The following is an 18,265-nucleotide window of genomic DNA, read 5'->3' on the forward strand; positions in this document are numbered from 1 at the left end:
ATACTCAGCCACCGGGATTACAGGTCCCTCAGCGGAACCGAAGGGCAGTCTTTAGCAATACAAAGCTTCACAGAGCGGCCACAAAGTACAATTGCTCCGTGCATCTATGTGTTTTCTTTGCGCATCTCCGTGTAATATTTTTTTTATTCACTATAATCAGGAACTACCAACTAAAAAAACGCCACAACTTTTATACCTGATCCGTCTCGTCCCGGTATATACATTTAAGGTTAATTAATTATCTTCGTCCTTATGAATCCTAACCTGTTGCAAACTCCTATCGATTACCTGAAAGGTGTAGGGCCCAACCGTGCCGACCTGCTCCGTGGCGAACTGGGTATTCATACCTACCAGGACCTCATTAACCTGTTCCCTAACCGCTATATAGACCGCACCCGGTATTACAAGATACGCGAACTACAGGAAAACACATCGGAAGTGCAGGTTATCGGTAAGATTGTTCACCTGAAAACGGTAGAACAAAAACGTGGAAAACGACTGGTGGCTACGTTTGTGGACGACACGGGAGAAATGGAACTGGTATGGTTCCGGGGACACAAATGGATACGCGAAAGTGTTCGTATCAATGTACCTTATGTGATTTTCGGCCGTTGCAACCGCATAGGGCATCTCTTTTCCATGCCCCACCCGGAGATGGAACTGCTTACGGAACACGAAAGCAGCCTTCGCACCGCCATGCAACCCGTCTATCCGTCAACCGAAAAACTGGCGAATAAAGGGATTACCAACCGGGTCATCAACAAGCTGATGCAACAGTTATTTACAGAAACGGGCGGCAGGTTCGCGGAAACCTTATCCCCTTCCCTTCTGGGAGAATTAAACCTCGTATCCAAACAGGCGGCCCTCTTTAACATTCACTTCCCGAAAAGCCAGGAACTCCTGGCCAAAGCACAGTACCGGTTAAAGTTTGAAGAACTGTTTTACATTCAACTGCAACTCCTGATAAAAAACCTGATACGGAAACAAAAAATCAAGGGTTATGTTTTTGACCTCGTAGGTGAGCATTTTCACAGCTTTTATGACGATCACCTGCCTTTCTCCCTCACCGGGGCGCAGAAAAGGGTTATCCGGGAGATCCGGCACGACCTGGGCACCGGGGCACAGATGAACCGATTGCTTCAGGGTGATGTAGGTTCCGGAAAGACCATTGTTGCCCTTATGGCCATGCTGCTTGCCCTGGACAACGGTTTCCAGGCCTGTATCATGGCTCCGACGGAGATACTCGCAACACAACACTTCAACGGCATTCAAGAATTGGTTAAGGACCTGGGAATAAACATAAAAATCCTAACGGGTTCAACAAAAACTTCAGCCCGAACGGAAATACACGAGCAACTCCGCAGCGGAGAATTACATATTCTTGTGGGCACACATGCCCTGCTGGAAGACAAAGTGAAATTCCACAACCTGGGACTGGCCGTTATTGATGAGCAACACCGTTTTGGTGTGGCCCAGCGGGCCAAGTTATGGCATAAAAACACCATTCCGCCACATATCCTGGTAATGACCGCCACGCCCATTCCCCGCACATTGGCCATGAGCCTTTACGGCGACCTGGACATTTCGGTGATCGACGAACTCCCGCCGGGACGAAAACCGGTGAAGACCGTCCATCGTTTTGACAGTAACCGGTTGAAAGTATTTCGTTTCCTCAAAGAAGAGATCGCCAAAGGCCGGCAGGTCTATGTAGTGTATCCGCTGATCCAGGAATCCGAAAAAATGGACTATAAAGACCTGATGGACGGTTATGCCAGTATAGAACGGGAATTTCCCAAACCGGAATACCAGATATCCATAGTACACGGACAGATGAAACCTGCCGATAAGGATTATGAAATGGACCGTTTTGTACGGGGGGAAACGCAGATCATGGTGGCCACTACGGTGATCGAGGTAGGTGTGAATGTACCGAATGCTTCCGTAATGATCATTGAAAGTGCGGAGCGTTTCGGGCTGTCACAACTACACCAGCTTCGCGGAAGGGTGGGCCGCGGAGCGGAGCAGAGTTATTGTATCCTGATGACCAGCCACAAACTCTCTAACGACTCCAAAACCCGCCTGGAAACCATGACCCGGACCAACGACGGTTTTGAAATAGCGGAGGTCGACCTTAAACTCCGCGGACCCGGAGATATTATGGGAACCCAGCAAAGCGGGGTGCTGCATCTCAAAATAGCCGATATCGTAAAAGACAACCAGATACTCAAAGCCGCACGCTATTATGCACTGCAACTGCTAAAACGTGATCCCTCCCTGGCCGCGGAAGAAAATAAGATCATACGATATACGTACGGGCAGCTGAGCAAACATAAAAATATCTGGAATTACATAAGTTAATCCTTTACCTTGTTTATTGTGGAAAGGGATCGGAGGACAATGGATGCCCGTTGCAAACAAACGCCAGGGAAATAATCGTATAATGACATTAAAGCTTTACTACGGATTTCCCGCATTAAAAATTCCTGTTCCTGAGCCGTATTAATTCATTTTGCAGTTCATCTATACGCTGTAACAGGTGATGTATGGCATTTAATCCTTCTAAATTGATTTGCAGGTCGTAATGTAACCGCATCAGTTTTTCCACATCTGGCAGATGGCTGCTGTACAAAAACTCTTCTTTGTCCCGGTTTACGATCTCCACAAGATCATAAGCCGCCAGTTGACGAATAAAGGTTACCTCTATTTTATGAGACGTACAAAAAGTGGTGATGGATATTAATTCTTCCTGGCTCATGATCTCTGTTTTTGAAGTTCCCAAATAATTTTTTCTCTTCCGCCGTAAGCTGTTTCGGGATCCTGATGCTATAGGTAAGGTACAGGTCGCCAAAGTTTCCTTCCTTTTTATAAACCGGGAAACCTTTTCCTTTTAGCTTTATCTTCGTTCCGTTTTCGGTCTCCGGTTTTACTTTCAGTTTCACTTTACCGTCAAAAGTAGGTACGGTTATCTCGCCCCCCAGCATTGCGGTATAAAGATCCAGGTCCGTTTCCGAATAGAGATCGTTCCCTTCTCTTCGGAACCCCGTATTGTTAGTGATTACAAAAGTGATGTAAAGGTCTCCTTTCGGTCCGCCGTTAATACCCTCTCCCCCGTGCCCGGCAATTTTAATGGTTTGCCCGTTCTCTACCCCGGCAGGTATGGTAAGTCGTATGTTTTTACCGTTTACCGTCAGTGTACGTTTATGTGTACTGTATACTTCGCGGAGATCCAGGTGTAGTTCCGCATTGAAGTCCTGTCCGCGGAAACCGGCCGTCCTGCGGCTTCCCCTTCCGGCTGTCCCTCCGAACATGGATTCGAAAAAATCGGAAAAGTCTTCGCCGTCTCCGCCGGTGTAAGTATACTGCCTCTGCCCTGCACCGGGTCCGGAACTACCGGCGTAGCCCGATTGTTGTTGTCTCCGCTTAGCCTCTTCAAAAGCCTCCGCATGTTCCCAGTCTTTACCGTACTGGTCGTATTTTTTACGTTTCTCGGGGTCTCCCAGAACTTCATTAGCTTCATTAATGCGCTGAAATTTTTGTTGTGCCTCCTTATCATTCGGGTTGAGGTCCGGGTGATATTTCCGCGCCAGTTTGCGATAGGCCTTTTTTATATCCTCCCGGGTAGCATTCTTGCCCAGCCCGAGTTCTTTATAGTAATCTATATATTCCATATCAAAAAGAGCTATTATTAGCTTAAAGATACGGACAATTTAAGGGTTTTACACAGGGTAAAAAAATTAAATATCCCCGGAAATGCGGAATATATCACAGCATAATATGCATTTTACCGGGAGATAAAAAGTGATTTTTCCAATTTTCCTGTTACTTCTCCTTTTACGTACCCATATCACGTGTAAAATTCGTATTTTGGTAAAACTAACTTCAAATTCATTAACTGTCCATACTATGAAAATAAAATTCCTGCTACCCCTGCTTTTAGGATGCCATGCTATCTTCGCCCAGGTATCTGACAAACTGGAGCTCATTGATGTTTTTAACCTCGAATATATTTCCAGTCCCGCAATATCCCCGGACGGGAAGAAAATCGTTTACGTACGGCACTTCTCTGATATTATGACAGACAAAAACCTGTCAAATCTCTGGATAATGAATGCGGACGGAAGCAATAACAGGCCGTTAACGACCGGCAATCATAACGACACACAACCGGTATGGTCGCACAACAGCCAAATGGTGGTTTATAAATCCAACAAGGATGGTAAAACGCAATTGTACCTGCATCGGCCGGATAACGGGGAGGAAATAAAGTTGACCAACGGTGTAACCACTCCCGGAAGCGTTAGTTTTTCCCGGGATGGCAGCTACCTGGCCTTTAACATGTTCATCCCTTCCCGTAAAAAGCAAACGGCCATTAAACTCCCCGAAAAACCGGAAGGTGCCAAATGGAATGACCCGCCCAAATATATCGATGACCTGAAATATCGCGCGGACGGCTCCGGGTACCTGAAAGAAGGATATTCCCATATTTTCACATTACCTGTCACCGGCGGAACACCGCGGCAACTGACTTCCGGGGACCTGAATTACGGATCTCCCGTTTGGGACAAAGACGGTAAGCACCTGCTCTTTGCCGCTAACCTGCACAACGACCGGGAATACGAACCCAATAACAGCGAAATTTATCGTATTTCCATAAATGCCGGAACCATAGATACCCTGACCACAAGGAAAGGCCCGGACAGGAATCCTGTGATCTCTCCCGACGGAAAAACCATCGCTTACCTTGGGAATGACGAACGTTATATGGGCTACCAGATGACCCGGTTATACACCATGAATGGAGACGGTTCTTCACCAAAACTCATTTCCGGGGATTTTGACCGGGATGTGCGAAATATTTACTGGGCTAAGGACGGTAAGTCCCTCTATTTCCAGTACGATGAAAAAGGCGATACCAAAATAGGCAGCATAGATCTGAACGGAAAGATAAAAACCCTGGTCGAAGGCGCAGGCGGACTCACATTGGGACGCCCGTACAATGCAGCTGATTTTTCTGTTTCCTCCAACGGGACCATCGCGTATACGCTTGGCGGAACACAACACCCGGCCGACCTGGCCGTTTTCAACGGAAAAAAATCGTCACGACTGACGGAGGTGAATAAAGATATTTTCGATTACAAAAAACTGGGGGATGTAGAAGAAGTATGGTATAAATCTTCTTTTGACGGTAAGGACATACAGGGATGGGTCGTTACCCCGCCGGATTTTGATCCGAACAAAAAATACCCCCTGATCCTCGAAATCCACGGCGGGCCTTTTACCAGCTACGGTTCCGTTTTTTCTGCCGAGATACAAATGTATGCCGCACAGGGTTATGTGGTGTTATATACCAACCCGAGGGGAAGTACCGGCTACGGCGAGGAATTCGGTAACCTCATACACCACGATTACCCGAACCACGACTATGACGACCTGATGAGCGGTGTGGACGAAGTGATCAAAAAAGGATATATAGATACGGATAACCTGTTTGTCACCGGCGGAAGTGGCGGCGGGGTGCTTACGGCATGGATCGTAGGGCACACCGATCGTTTTGCTGCGGCCGTGGTGGCCAAACCGGTGATCAACTGGTACAGCTTTGTCCTGTACGCCGATAATCCCGCATACTTTGCCAAATACTGGTTCGGGGAATTTCCTTGGGATAACCCGGAACCGTACCTCAAACGATCTCCCCTGACCTATGTTGGCAATGTAACCACTCCAACCATGTTACTCACAGGAGAATCGGATTTCCGCACACCTATACCCGAATCCGAACAGTTCTATACTGCCCTTAAACTCCGTAAGGTAGATGCCGCCATGGTCCGTATACCCGGGGCCTCACACGGCATTACATCCAGGCCGAGTAACCTGGTAGGCAAAGTTGCCGCCGTATTGTCCTGGTTTGACAAGCACAAAAAATAACGATACCGGAAGCTGTCCGAAAACCAGTCAGAACCGGTATTTCGACCGAAGCCGGGAAATACATCGGACTGAAAGTCTGTCTTGCCACGGATATATGAATAGTTACCTTAAAATTATCCGTGTATCCGTGGCTAATATGTATAGAAAGTAAATAACTGCTACAGACTTCTTTTCCTTTTCCCTGAAAGAAACGACGTCAGAAAATCAGGAATATTCTTTCCCTGAATCCGGATTATGTAAATCCGTATTGTATATTTACATTCTGAACTCATTTAAGCTTTTTTGCATTAGTGCATGACGGAATTCAATCCCGGAAGATTTTCCTCTCCCGAAAGCTTTCGGGATTTTCACCCCGACCATTTCGATTGGGCTCAATGCACCGCCTAAAGGGAAAAATTGAGGAAAATCAGGCTCCCTTTAGTCCCGATAATTATCGGGAGGGGTAAAACGGATTTTCCGATAAAGTATAAAAAATCAAATTTTGTCATGTACTAAAATTTTTTGCTTTAATCAAAAAAATTTAAACAAGCTCTTTATAACCATTCGACATGAACAACAGACTGAAACACTTATTCTTTATTGCGACATTTGTCTTAGGACTGACCACAGTATGTGCTCAAAAGACATTTGACAACGGGGTTATTACCTATAAAATGACCACCAAGGCACAGGACCCGCAAGCCGGGGAAATCACCATGGAAGCCGACCTGGTATTTCATATCTCCGGCAAGGAAGCAAAAACCGCAATGGTCATGAACGCTATGGGAATGAACATGAACGTGGAAAGCCTTATCAATTCGGAAAGCCGGACCGGCCTGGTACTTATGGAATTCTTCGGGCAGAAAATGGCCGCCAAGGTTACCCCGGACGATTACGACGACCTGATCAAAAAAAACAAGGACTTTGAGGTGGAAAAAGTAGTACCTACGGATGAAACCAAAGAAATTCTGGGTTATTCCTGTAAAAAAGCGATAGCCACAACAAAAGAAGGTATGGAACTGGAAGTGTATTACACGGAAACCATAAAACCCGTATCTATAGACGGCCTGGGGAACATCAACATGAAAGGCATAAACGGGTTGCCACTGGCATATACCATGCAGACCCCGGATGCCGACCTTACCTTTGAGGCTACGGAGATCAAAGAAGGTGGCGTAAACGCATCGGACTTTAATTACAGTATTCCCGAAGGATTTAAAGAAATCAGCTATTCGCAGTTGAGCCAGATGAGTGGCGGTATGTAACTGAAAAACATGAACTGAAACCTGATTTTTAAATATCCTAAAAGGCTTCAGCCAAAAAATAATAGAACTTAATCATCCACAATCTCCATTTTACGGAGCAGGAAGGAAGCGTTCATATTCCGGCAGATCCCCTCTTTGAACTTATAGTCGAAATACAGTTCATCCCGGACAATTTCAGCGTCAAAATAATGGTTTTTCACCTGGGGAATGTTATCGGCTACTTCACACAGACTTAAATCGTGTGTAGCTATAATGCCCGTTGCGTGAGAAGCCACCAGTTTTTCGACAAACTTCCGGGAACCAATGGCCTTATCTGTGCTGTTGGTTCCTTTTAATATTTCGTCCAGCACAATAAAATAGTCCTCTTTCTTAACGGCATCCACGATAAATTTCAACCTGCTGAGTTCCGCGTAGAAATACGAGGCTTCGTCCGCCAGGGAATCTACCGTACGCATACTGGTGATAAGTTTTACGGGCGTGTATTCACAGGTTTCAGCACAGACCGGAAGCCCGGTATTGGCCATGACGATCTGCAGGGAAACCGTTCGCAAAAAGGTGCTTTTCCCCGCCATATTCGCCCCGGTAATAATAAAGAATTCTTCTTTTCTGATAATGTAATCGTTCTTTACCGCTTCGGCAGGATCAATGAGGGGGTGTACGGCACTGGTGGCCTTCAGGATATTTTCTCCGGAATTAATTTCGGGGAAAACGTAATCCGGATGATTAAAAGCAAAATTCCCAAGGGAATTAAAGGCATCCGTAAAATGAATAACTTCAAACCAGTCCTCCACTTTATCCCCGTAAGTCGTTATCCATTTTTCCAGCTTATAACACTGGTTCAGGTCCCACAACATAAAACCGTTGCCTAAAGCCCCAAAAATAAAGTTGTTCCGCTGGTCCAGGGCATCTATAGCCTTTGCAAACTGTCTTAAAACAGCCGAAGCTTCCCTGGACAATTCTTTAATCTGCTCCTGCCGTTCCCGAAGCAGCTCCGATGAAAATTCCTCTTTTTCAATAGCTGCAAGCAACTGATGATACTGATGAAAAGTATCCTGTACTTCCGTGACATGCACAGAAAGTTCATTGATCTTTTTCAGTCTGGTGGTGGTGATCGCCAACCCGAGGAGAAAAAATATAAAAATGGGATATCCGGAAACAAAATCCAGGAAATACGAGGCTATAAGGCCGGCGGAAATCATCGAAAAAACCATTGGCAACCATCGCATTAACGAAGGAACAAAGGTCCGGTAATTTTTCAGCCAGTCCGTAATAACCCTGGCGGACGTCTCTGTTTTTATAATCCGCGCAATAGCGGTAAATTCCTGGCGAAATTTTATCTTGCCCGCCAGTTCCCGGACAACTTCCTGTTTTTGAGGGATTCCCTGTGTATTATTAGATGTCAGGAACGCTGCCAGTTTTTGCTTACCCGATGCCAGTGCCGTACGGTTCAGGTATTGAAAAAACGAACGGTTACCAAAAAGATCGATGTCCTGGCTGAACGCATGTGTGGCATCTGTAAATTCCTTTCCGTCCGGCAGGTGATCGAAACGGCGATGCAATACTTCTATCTCGGTTTCATTAAGCGCTATCAGTTCCTGCAATTTTCGTTTTCTCTGTTGCAGGTTGGTATGCCGGGATACCAGGAAGAGAAAAATGGCAATTCCACCAAGGATACACCCCATCATAAGCCTGGTATTGCCAAAGAAACTGTACATAAGGAATACAAAAAGCAAAAACACCGCCAGCCGGAACATACTGGAGACCAGTAACTGCTTTTTTACCTTGTTTAAGGTTTCTTTATATTGACTGATATTATTTTGATAGACCGATAAAGGTGAACTCATGGAAAAGGAATTGCTTTGGATTGGTGGCTAAAATACACAAAGCTGCCCTTTTTTACTAAAAAAGAATAAGTAGAGCTGTAAATTTTTGGTTGCAGGTTGCAGGTTGCAGGTTGCAGGTTTGCAGGTTGCAGGTTCCAGGTTGCAGGTTTCAAGTCCCTCATAGCCGAAGCACAGATTTTAGCGGTTATATAAAGTAAGTACAAAAAACTACAAAAGATAACTCGCGTAATAAGCGGGAATCGGTCTTTATAAGGCTTCTTTTCTTTTTCTGCCGATTATTTTTTCCGAATACTGCTCAAATATTCTCCTGCTGTCATTACCGGAATTAAAGATTCTTTAAAGTCTTTTCCGTTTCTTGTAATAATAATTTCGCAATCAGCATCAATAGCACAAAAGTATTGAAGAGCATCTTCAAAATCTTTAAAAGAAGAGTTCAGTCCTTTTTCTATGGTGTGTTCATCTAACCTGCAGATATCGCTGATAATTTTAAACTTTCTAAGTTTCTCTTTGGCAATTTCCGGTGTTTCAAACTTGGCAAGAAAATAATTTACCGTAGCAAATGAAATCGGAGAAACCACTATTTTTAATTTTCCTTTATCAGCAAGTGTTGCCAACCTGGCAGCATTTTCGTAAAACGGTTGCCTCTCCCCAAGAAAATCGAGCATTACATTCGTATCGATAAAAATCCTCTTTTTCATGTGTTTTTTTATTGCTTTTTTAACGGTCACTACCTGTCCCGAAACATTGAGGATGTAACCTCCACTGGTTTGACGATTAAAACAATCAGCATGTTTGTGTTTTAATCATGTCGGTTTCATTTATATTTTTTTAGCAGATAATCCGAATATTCCTTTTTATAATCCAGGTTTTCCGGAATGCTCGTGCCCGTGGAAATACTTTTTACAAAAGGAGAAATTTCAATATCATCATTTTTATTTTCGGAGGTAAGAGATTGCAAATAAAATTCTACAATCCGCGAAAGACTGAGTTTTTTATCCGCAGCGTATTTTTTCGCCCTTTCAATAACTTCCTGATTAAGCTTTAATGTCAATTTAGTATCCATCTCATCCCACTTTTACTTATACGTACAAATTTAAAAAAATAATCCGTACATATAGAAACTGTCGTCTGAATTTACCGATATTCCCTGATCTATTTCATCATACCTCCTATCTTTGCCCTTCGAATAATTACAACTAACCGGCACATGACCAATTTTATTCTTATTGCCGTATGTATCCTCTCCGGTATCCTGGTAAAACGTTATAAAGCGCTGCCCCCGGACAGTTTTAAATCGGTCAATGCCTGGCTGATCAATATCGCCCTGCCCGCCGTGGCGCTGAAGTACCTGCCGCAAATGGAATGGACGGAAGAACTGTTACTCCCTTTATTTATGCCTGTAGTCGTATGGACGGGGGCATATCTTTGTATCCGGGTATTGGACAGGGTTCATCCTTTAGACAAGGAAACCAAAGCCGTTTTGCTGCTGACTGCCGGGCTCGGAAATTCTTCGTTCATCGGGTTTCCGCTTACACAGGCTTATTTCGGAGATAAAGGGCTTCCCATAGCTGTATTTTACGACCAGGTGACTTTTATCATTATATCCACCCTGGCCATTTTCACCGCCATAAAAGCATCCAATGGCGGTAGTTTTCACCCTCGTGCCACTATAACGAAAATATTCTCCTTCCCTCCCTTTATAGCATTTATACTCGCTTTTATACTGCCGCGGTTTCTCTCTTTCGATCCCATACTCCCGGTGCTGGATGCGCTGGCCGTAACCCTGGTACCACTCGCCCTTTTTTCCGTTGGTATGCAACTTCCACTGAAAGACTGGAAGACCGACCGGGGACTTATCACTTTTGCCCTATCCTATAAACTCGTTCTTGCCCCCCTGTTCCTTTTCGTCATATGCCTGCTCTTTTCCTTCAAAGGACTTACCACCCAGGTCAGCGTTTTCGAAGCCTCTATGGCGCCGATGGTCACCGGGGCCATCATTGCTATCGACCACAACCTCAACCCTCCCCTGGCCAACAAAATCCTGGGGATCGGGATACTGGTATCGTTTTTCACTACTTTCCTATGGTCGTTCGTACTTCCGGCTATTGGTTAGCTTGGGGGAGGTTGCAGGTTACAGGTTCCAGGTTACAGGTTGCAGGTTGCAGGTTGCAAAGCAGAAACGGAGGTGGCTGAGTGCCCGGGCGCAGCGAAGGGTGTATCGAAGCCACCGGGGGTTACAGATTTAACATATTGACATCCGCAACCAATAAACTCCCAACTAAAAAACTCCGAACTCCCCAACTAATCAACTCTCCAACATTATTCAGCAAAGATCGCTTTTATAGGAATTTCATAACTATTATCTTTGCGCTTCGGTAGAAGAAGAAAATAGGGATAAGACTTCATTCCTCTGCCGGTTAACCTGTAAGAGCATGTTTAAAAAGGATTGATTGTAGCGAAAAATGATGATTTTTGTTCCATATGAAGGCTTTTTTGAGCTGCATAGCCGTAGCTATGGGGCGAGAAAAAGACAGGACCGAACGTTAAGAAAACAGCCAGTGGCTGTTTTTAGTGAAGGGGCCAGGTGGCGCATTGGCAACAAAAAGGGCATTTTTTTAGCCTCCCGATATTTATCGGGATGAATTCTTTTTAAACATGCTCTAAGCTACAAATTTCAAAATAGATGAAAATATCCTACAACTGGCTTAAGCAGTTCATTAAACTGGACTGGGAAGCGGAGAAAACTGCGGAACTCCTCACAGATCTAGGCCTGGAAATAGAAGGTATTACACCTTTTCAATCGGTAAAAGGCGGACTGAAAGGTGTTGTGGTGGGCCAGGTGTTATCCTGCGAAAAACACCCCAATGCAGACAGGCTTAAAGTAACCAAAGTAGATTTGGGCAATGGCGAAGCGGTACAGATCGTATGTGGCGCTCCCAATGTAGCGGAAGGACAGAAAGTACCCGTAGCTACCATAGGGACCATACTCTACGATGACAAAGGAGAGCCCTGGAAGATCAAAAAAGGGAAGATCCGGGGAGAAGAATCCCACGGGATGATCTGTGCGGAAGACGAACTCGGCCTGGGGAAAAGTCACGATGGCATTATGGTGCTGGATGAAAGCCTGGTACCCGGAACACTGTGCAGTGAGATCTTTAAGGTCGAAGACGATATTGTTTTTGAAATAGGCCTTACCCCAAACCGGGCTGATGCCATGAGCCACTTCGGTGTGGCGAGGGACCTGCGTGCGGGACTGATACAGCAGGATATTAACCTGGAAATGATAACGCCTTCGGTCAGTAGCTTCCGGGTAGATAACAGGACGTTGCGGATAGATGTAGAGGTAATGGATAAGAAACTTACGCCGCGATACGCGGGAGTTACCATATCCGGCCTGAAGGTTATGCCATCCCCGCAATGGCTTCAAAACCGGTTGAAAGCTATCGGCATCACCCCTAAAAACAACATCGTGGATGCCACCAATTACGTACTCCACGAACTGGGACAACCGCTCCATGCCTTTGATGCGGCAAAAATAGCAGGAAATAAGATCATCGTTAAAACCGCAGAACCGGGTACGAAATTCACTACCCTGGATGATGTGGAAAGAGAACTCAGCCCGGAAGACCTCATGATCTGCGATGCGGAAAAACCGATGTGTATCGCCGGGGTTTTCGGAGGGGTCCATTCCGGGGTTAACGAGAATACCACGAGTATCTTCCTGGAAAGCGCCTACTTTAACCCGGTTTCTATCCGTAAGTCGGCAAAAAGACACGGACTGAGCACCGACGCATCGTTCCGTTTCGAAAGAGGTATTGATATCAATACGGTAGAATATGCCCTTCGCAGGGCTGCACTGCTCATCCAGGAAGTAGCCGGGGGAGAGATCACCAGTGATGTGGTAGACCTTTACCCTAAAAAATTCGAAGACTTCCAGGTATTCCTGCACTATGAGAAGATCAATCGTCTTATCGGCCAGAACCTGCCCGAGGAAGTGATAAAATCCATTCTCAGTTCCCTAGAGATCAAAGTAAACAATATTACAGAAGCCGGTATGGGCCTTACCATCCCCTCCTATCGTGTAGACGTACAGCGGGAAGCCGATGTCATAGAAGAGATATTAAGGGTATACGGGTATAACAATATAAAATTCGGAGAAAAACTGAATGCTTCCGTATCCAATTCTTCCAGGTTCGAGGATTACAAAATACAGAATAAAATAGCAGACCTGCTTGTAGCCAGGGGCTTTTTTGAGATCATGGCCAACTCCCTGACCTCCCCCGGGTATAATGCGCTGTCCGACAAAATAAAAGAAGAAAACAACGTCACGATGCTCAACCCGCTGAGTAATGACTTGTCTATTATGCGGAGGACATTACTCTTCTCCGGGCTGGAAGCAATTGCTTATAATGCAAACCGTAAGCGAGGTGACCTTAAACTGTTTGAGTTCGGAAAATCCTATCACCGGTTTGGCGAAGAACGCGTTGAAAATAAACACCTCGCCCTGTTCTTCACCGGGAACAAGAATGAAGAAAGCTGGAATACGACAACCGATAAAACCGGTTTCTTCCATGCAAAAGGTATAGTAACTGCCATACTCGAACGCCTCGGCTTCGAAGAAATGAAATTTACCCCGGTAAAGAATGATATCTTCTCCGAAGGGATCACCTTTAACACGGATAAAATAAAACTCGTGGATACAGGAGTAGTCCGGACAGATATCCTGAAAGCATTCGACATCAAACAGGAAGTGCTTTATGCGGATTTCTACTGGGACAACATCCTGGAACACCTGCAAACTTCCGGTATGAAATACACCGATATCCCCAAATTCCCGGAAGTACGCAGAGATTTCGCCCTTCTGCTGGACACTTCGGTGAAATTCAGTGATATTTACACTACGGCAAGACAAACCGAAAGCAGCCTGCTTAAAAATATCAACCTGTTCGACGTTTACGAAGGGGACAAACTTCCGGAAGGCAAGAAATCCTATGCTGTAAGCTTCGTTTTCCAGGATAAAAACAAGACACTTACGGATAAACAGGTAGACAAGATCATGGATAAATTCCGTGAGGCCTTTGAAAAACAATTACAGGCAGAGTTGCGCTAACCGGATAACTCCCGAATAATAATATAAAGGGCAAAACAGTGTGCTTACTTCACTTGTTTTGCCTTTTTTATATCCTTCTCCTTCCTCCGCCCCCTTCCTCCCACCCCGTTCAGCACAAACAAAATCTGAAATACAGGCCGTTTCCGGATTTTCCAAAGCCAGAACTAAAATAATTTTCCCGTCCATATCGCTTTCAGTACACATGGTAAAATTTATAGTTTCCTTATTCCTCGTGAGATGCATAGTTTTTTACGATAATAATTACATGTATTATAATTAAAATCGATTTTGTTATTATAATATTTTATTCTCAGAATTGAGTTAGGGCAGTTTTTTTAGTAATTTTAAGCAAATTAACTTACGTATAATGCAACAAAAACAATAAAAATGGAAAACAACTCAAACGACATGAGTAAGTGCCCGTTTATGGGAGGTGCTCCAAAACAAGCAGCAGGTGGCGGTACCAGTAACCGGGACTGGTGGCCTAACCAATTAAAAGTAAATATCCTTCGTCAGAATTCTTCGCTTTCCGATCCCATGGATAAAGATTTTAATTATGCCGAAGCGTTCAAAAGCCTGGACCTGGCCGCGGTAAAAAACGACCTGCACCAGCTAATGACCGATTCACAGGATTGGTGGCCGGCAGATTTCGGTCATTACGGAGGTTTGTTTATCCGTATGGCCTGGCACAGTGCAGGCACCTATCGTATAGGAGATGGCCGTGGCGGTGCCGGCGGGGGACAGCAACGTTTCGCTCCTCTTAACAGCTGGCCGGACAACGCCAGTCTGGACAAGGCACGCAGGTTACTCTGGCCTATAAAACAGAAATACGGTAAAAAGATCTCATGGGCCGACCTGATCGTACTTACCGGTAATGTAGCCCTCGAATCGATGGGATTCAAGACTTTCGGTTTTGCCGGGGGACGCGAAGATGTATGGGAACCGGAAATGGATGTTTATTGGGGCTCCGAGACTACCTGGCTGGAGGACAAGCGTTATTCCGGGAAACGGGACCTGGAAGATCCGCTGGCTGCGGTAGTAATGGGACTTATTTATGTAGACCCGGAAGGACCTAACGGAAACGGTGATCCCCTATCGGCAGCTGCGGATATCCGCGAGACCTTTAAACGAATGGCCATGAACGACGAGGAAACCGTGGCGCTGATCGCGGGCGGACACAGTTTCGGAAAAACACACGGTGCAGCCAATCCCGGCGAATATGTAGGTCCGGAACCGGAAGCCGCACCGATAGAAGAACAAGGATTCGGATGGAAAAACAGTTTTGGTACCGGCGTAGGACCCCATGCCATTACCGGCGGCCCGGAAGTAACCTGGACTCAAACTCCCACGCAATGGAGCAATCTTTTCTTTGATAATCTTTTCAAATTCGAATGGGAGCTGGAGAGAAGTCCCGCAGGTGCCAAACAATGGGTTGCCAAAGATGCGGAAGCTACTATACCGGATGCTTTCGATCCGAACAAAAAACACCGTCCCACCATGTTGACGACGGACCTCTCCCTGCGTTTTGATCCGGAATACGAAAAAATTTCAAGACGTTTCCACCAAAACCCGGATGAATTCGCAGATGCTTTTGCACGTGCGTGGTACAAACTCACACACCGTGATATGGGGCCAAAAGAACGTTACCTGGGGCCCGAAGTTCCCGAAGAAGAACTGATATGGCAGGATCCCATTCCGGATGTAGACCACGAACTGATAGACGAACAGGACATTGCTGCCCTGAAATCGAGAATACTCGATGCCGGACTGTCCGTATCCCAACTGGTATCTACAGCCTGGGCTTCCGCTTCCACGTTCCGCGGTTCTGACAAAAGAGGAGGCGCCAACGGAGCCCGTATCCGTCTTGCCCCGCAAAAGGACTGGGAAGTAAACAACCCGGCACGACTGTCCATCATACTGAATATACTGGAAGACATTCAGAAAGATTTCAACAGCTCTCAATCCGGCAATAAAAAAGTCTCTCTCGCCGACCTCATTGTACTTGCAGGTTGCACAGGTGTGGAAAAAGCGGCTAAAGATGCCGGACATGCGGTAGCGGTTCCTTTTACTCCCGGCCGTATGGACGCCACCGCAGAGCAAACCGATGTGGAAGCATTCGAATACCTGGAACCGGCAGCAGATGGTTTCCGGAATTACAGGAAGACAAAATTTGCCGTATCTACGGAAGAATTGCTGATAGACAAAGCACAATTGTTAACGCTTACTGCCCCGGAACTAACCGTTCTTATCGGCGGATTGCGGGTGCTCAATACCAATTACGATCATTCCCAGTACGGTGTTTTCACGAACAAGCCGGAAACGCTCACCAATGATTTCTTTACAAACCTGCTGGACATGAGTACGGAATGGAAACCCGTTTCACCGGACAATACGGAAGTATTCGAAGGCAGGGACCGTAAAACAGGAGAACTGAAATGGACAGGAACACGGGCCGATCTTATTTTCGGTTCCAATTCCGAATTAAGGGCCGTAGCCGAAGTTTACGGTTGCTCCGATGCCAAAGACAAGTTTGTCAAAGACTTTATAGCCGCCTGGGACAAGGTGATGAACCTGGACCGTTTTGACCTGGCTTAATTCCGGCATACACTCCGAAAATAATTTCGATTGAAGAGAGGTATTTTTACCGTTATATATGTAAAAGGTGGTCCTGAACAGGCCACCTTTTTTAATACGGAACACGTTTAATTTTTTTGATTGCTTTTTGAACTCGTCTTGAGTTGTTTGTTTTATTCTTTATTTTGAAAGTTTATCATCCAGTTAATTCCGTATTTATCGGAAAACTCTCCGAAGTAGGCGCCGAAAAACATATCTGCCATTGGCATTGTAACATTACCACCTGCCGAAAGTTCATTAAACAATCTGTCTGCTTCTTCTCTTGTTTCCGGTTCGATGCAGATGTGCATATTGTTTCCTTTGGTCAATGTAAAGCCCATTTCTTTTGGTGCATCAGTTCCCATTAAAACGTGGTTTCCTGTGATCGGCAACTCAACGTGTATTACCATCTCCTTAATTTCTTCGGCAACAGGCGGGTGCCCTGCACTTGCGGGAATGTCTCCAAAACGTTCAATACCTTTTCCCAAAAACGCTGTTTTGAAAACGCTCTTGTAAAACAAAAATGCTTCTTCTGTTTTTCCGTCAAAATTCAAATAAGTGCAAACTCTTGCTTTGTTACTTGTTTTGTTTTGTCTGCGAAGTTTGAATTTTGTTTCAATGTATAGGTCAAGATTTTGCATAGCCATGGTAAAGCCCTCTTTAAATCCGACTTCAATTACTCTTTCAAGCGCTTCCAGACTTTCGTATTGAATGGTAATGTTTAAACTTGTTATTTCCCCGTTTTCGCTAAAAACATTTGTCCAGAATGAATTAGGAAATTTTTCACTCACATTTCCGTTCTCATCACAAAAATTGTCCGTGTATGAATAACTTTTTTGATGTTCAATTTTTTTGTAATCTGCCCTACACCAATGTATTTCGTCTTTCGGACTGATCATTGCATAAAGCCACATTCCACCCTCCCGAAAATCCATGGACCTGGTTTTGGTTTTATATGGCTTCGGTGCCCACCATTGGTCAAGAATTTCAGGGTTTGTCCATGCTTCCCAAACCAATTCAAGGCCTGCGTTAAATTCACGTTTTACGTTTACGGTGTTGTTTTCTTTGTTGACCGTAAAATCAAATTTTAAGTTGCTGTTCATTTTTTCTTGTTTTTAATCGTTGATAATACTTCGTCAAGTTGATTGAAGCGGGTTTCCCAGATCTTCCTGAATTGGTTTAGCCATTTGTCAATTTCTTTCATTTTATCTACTTCAAGTTGGTAGTAGATTTCTCTACCTTGTTGTTTTTGTGTTACCAATTCGCACTCCGTTAAAATTTGTAAGTGCTTTGACACCGCTTGCCGGGTGGTGTCAAAGTGTTTAGCAATGGCGTTTGGTGTCATTGCCTGTAAAGCGATAAGCGCAATAATCGCCCGCCTTGTCGGGTCGGCTATTGCTTGAAAAATATCTCGTCTTGTCTTCATTATGAAACTATTTGATTGCAAATATATGTGCAATTATTTAGTTGCGCAAATTTTTAAATAGTTTAGGGTTACAAGTTGCAGGCTTACAGGTTGCAGGTTTCAAATT

13 protein-coding genes are annotated in these 18,265 nt (G+C 45.0%); 6 read left to right on the forward strand and 7 right to left on the reverse strand.

What is annotated here, in order from left to right; all coding sequences use genetic code 11:
• Window positions 1-252: 252 nt before the first annotated feature.
• Window positions 253-2,358, forward strand: coding sequence for an ATP-dependent DNA helicase RecG (recG, locus tag ACVBDU_RS15385; RefSeq protein ID WP_447180620.1), 2,106 nt, complete (start codon window positions 253-255; stop codon window positions 2,356-2,358).
• A 115-nt stretch (window positions 2,359-2,473) separates the two neighbouring features.
• Here the strand turns inward: recG and ACVBDU_RS15390 are convergent, their stop codons facing one another.
• Together ACVBDU_RS15390 and ACVBDU_RS15395 are read right to left on the reverse strand one after the other, a co-directional pair.
• The gene (locus tag ACVBDU_RS15390; protein ID WP_447180621.1) at window positions 2,474-2,755 is read right to left on the reverse strand and encodes a chaperone modulator CbpM; all 282 of its coding nucleotides are present in this window, start codon (window positions 2,753-2,755) and stop codon (window positions 2,474-2,476) included.
• A complete protein-coding gene (locus tag ACVBDU_RS15395) occupies window positions 2,706-3,668 on the reverse strand; it encodes a DnaJ C-terminal domain-containing protein (RefSeq protein WP_447180622.1) in 963 nt (320 codons plus the stop codon). The genes ACVBDU_RS15390 and ACVBDU_RS15395 overlap by 50 nt, the downstream gene beginning before the upstream one ends.
• Before the next feature lie 235 nt (window positions 3,669-3,903).
• Between ACVBDU_RS15395 and ACVBDU_RS15400 the strand changes: the two genes are divergently transcribed.
• Complete coding sequence (locus tag ACVBDU_RS15400) at window positions 3,904-5,922, forward strand: S9 family peptidase (RefSeq protein WP_447180623.1); 2,019 nt, start codon at window positions 3,904-3,906, stop codon at window positions 5,920-5,922.
• Window positions 5,923-6,470: 548 nt separating this feature from the next.
• Complete coding sequence (locus ACVBDU_RS15405) at window positions 6,471-7,166, forward strand: hypothetical protein (protein ID WP_447180624.1); 696 nt, start codon at window positions 6,471-6,473, stop codon at window positions 7,164-7,166.
• Window positions 7,167-7,234: 68 nt separating this feature from the next.
• Here the strand turns inward: ACVBDU_RS15405 and ACVBDU_RS15410 are convergent, their stop codons facing one another.
• The 3 genes from ACVBDU_RS15410 to ACVBDU_RS15420 all read right to left on the reverse strand — a co-directional run bounded on the left by ACVBDU_RS15410 (window position 7,235) and on the right by ACVBDU_RS15420 (window position 10,073).
• On the reverse strand, window positions 7,235-9,010 hold the full coding sequence (locus ACVBDU_RS15410; protein WP_447180625.1) for a MutS-related protein: 1,776 nt from the start codon (window positions 9,008-9,010) through the stop codon (window positions 7,235-7,237).
• A gap of 275 nt (window positions 9,011-9,285) precedes the next feature.
• On the reverse strand, window positions 9,286-9,738 hold the full coding sequence (locus ACVBDU_RS15415) for a type II toxin-antitoxin system VapC family toxin (protein ID WP_447180626.1): 453 nt from the start codon (window positions 9,736-9,738) through the stop codon (window positions 9,286-9,288).
• 86 nt (window positions 9,739-9,824) lie between these two features.
• Window positions 9,825-10,073, reverse strand: coding sequence for a DUF6364 family protein (locus ACVBDU_RS15420; protein ID WP_447174962.1), 249 nt, complete (start codon window positions 10,071-10,073; stop codon window positions 9,825-9,827).
• Window positions 10,074-10,217: 144 nt separating this feature from the next.
• On the opposite strand from ACVBDU_RS15420, the gene ACVBDU_RS15425 reads away from it, so the two are divergent.
• The 3 genes from ACVBDU_RS15425 to katG all read left to right on the forward strand — a co-directional run bounded on the left by ACVBDU_RS15425 (window position 10,218) and on the right by katG (window position 16,715).
• Window positions 10,218-11,123: an AEC family transporter gene (locus tag ACVBDU_RS15425; RefSeq protein ID WP_447180627.1), complete on the forward strand. Its 906-nt coding sequence runs from the start codon at window positions 10,218-10,220 to the stop codon at window positions 11,121-11,123.
• A 570-nt stretch (window positions 11,124-11,693) separates the two neighbouring features.
• On the forward strand, window positions 11,694-14,120 hold the full coding sequence (gene pheT, locus ACVBDU_RS15430; RefSeq protein WP_447180628.1) for a phenylalanine--tRNA ligase subunit beta: 2,427 nt from the start codon (window positions 11,694-11,696) through the stop codon (window positions 14,118-14,120).
• Window positions 14,121-14,507: 387 nt separating this feature from the next.
• On the forward strand, window positions 14,508-16,715 hold the full coding sequence (gene katG, locus ACVBDU_RS15435) for a catalase/peroxidase HPI (protein ID WP_447180629.1): 2,208 nt from the start codon (window positions 14,508-14,510) through the stop codon (window positions 16,713-16,715).
• A 152-nt stretch (window positions 16,716-16,867) separates the two neighbouring features.
• On the opposite strand, the gene ACVBDU_RS15440 is transcribed toward katG, so the two are convergent.
• Entirely contained in the window at window positions 16,868-17,836 is a 969-nt protein-coding gene (locus ACVBDU_RS15440) for an SRPBCC domain-containing protein (RefSeq protein ID WP_447180630.1), read from the reverse strand.
• A complete protein-coding gene (locus ACVBDU_RS15445; RefSeq protein ID WP_447180631.1) occupies window positions 17,833-18,159 on the reverse strand; it encodes an ArsR/SmtB family transcription factor in 327 nt (108 codons plus the stop codon). Before ACVBDU_RS15445 ends, ACVBDU_RS15440 begins: the two co-directional genes overlap by 4 nt.
• Window positions 18,160-18,265: the final 106 nt, after the last annotated feature.

Source organism: Sinomicrobium endophyticum, assembly GCF_052983315.1.

Bases quoted from the DNA above. Each gene is read 5' to 3' on its own strand.
- ACVBDU_RS15440 (WP_447180630.1), bottom strand. From the start codon at position 17,836: ATGAACAGCAACTTAAAATTTGATTTTACGGTCAACAAAGAAAACAAC.
- ACVBDU_RS15390 (WP_447180621.1), bottom strand. From the start codon at position 2,755: ATGAGCCAGGAAGAATTAATATCCATCACCACTTTTTGTACGTCTCAT.
- ACVBDU_RS15405 (WP_447180624.1), top strand. From the start codon at position 6,471: ATGAACAACAGACTGAAACACTTATTCTTTATTGCGACATTTGTCTTA.
- ACVBDU_RS15425 (WP_447180627.1), top strand. From the start codon at position 10,218: ATGACCAATTTTATTCTTATTGCCGTATGTATCCTCTCCGGTATCCTG.
- ACVBDU_RS15420 (WP_447174962.1), bottom strand. From the start codon at position 10,073: ATGGATACTAAATTGACATTAAAGCTTAATCAGGAAGTTATTGAAAGG.
- ACVBDU_RS15410 (WP_447180625.1), bottom strand. From the start codon at position 9,010: ATGAGTTCACCTTTATCGGTCTATCAAAATAATATCAGTCAATATAAA.
- ACVBDU_RS15445 (WP_447180631.1), bottom strand. From the start codon at position 18,159: ATGAAGACAAGACGAGATATTTTTCAAGCAATAGCCGACCCGACAAGG.
- katG (WP_447180629.1), top strand. From the start codon at position 14,508: ATGGAAAACAACTCAAACGACATGAGTAAGTGCCCGTTTATGGGAGGT.
- pheT (WP_447180628.1), top strand. From the start codon at position 11,694: ATGAAAATATCCTACAACTGGCTTAAGCAGTTCATTAAACTGGACTGG.
- ACVBDU_RS15395 (WP_447180622.1), bottom strand. From the start codon at position 3,668: ATGGAATATATAGATTACTATAAAGAACTCGGGCTGGGCAAGAATGCT.
- ACVBDU_RS15400 (WP_447180623.1), top strand. From the start codon at position 3,904: ATGAAAATAAAATTCCTGCTACCCCTGCTTTTAGGATGCCATGCTATC.
- recG (WP_447180620.1), top strand. From the start codon at position 253: ATGAATCCTAACCTGTTGCAAACTCCTATCGATTACCTGAAAGGTGTA.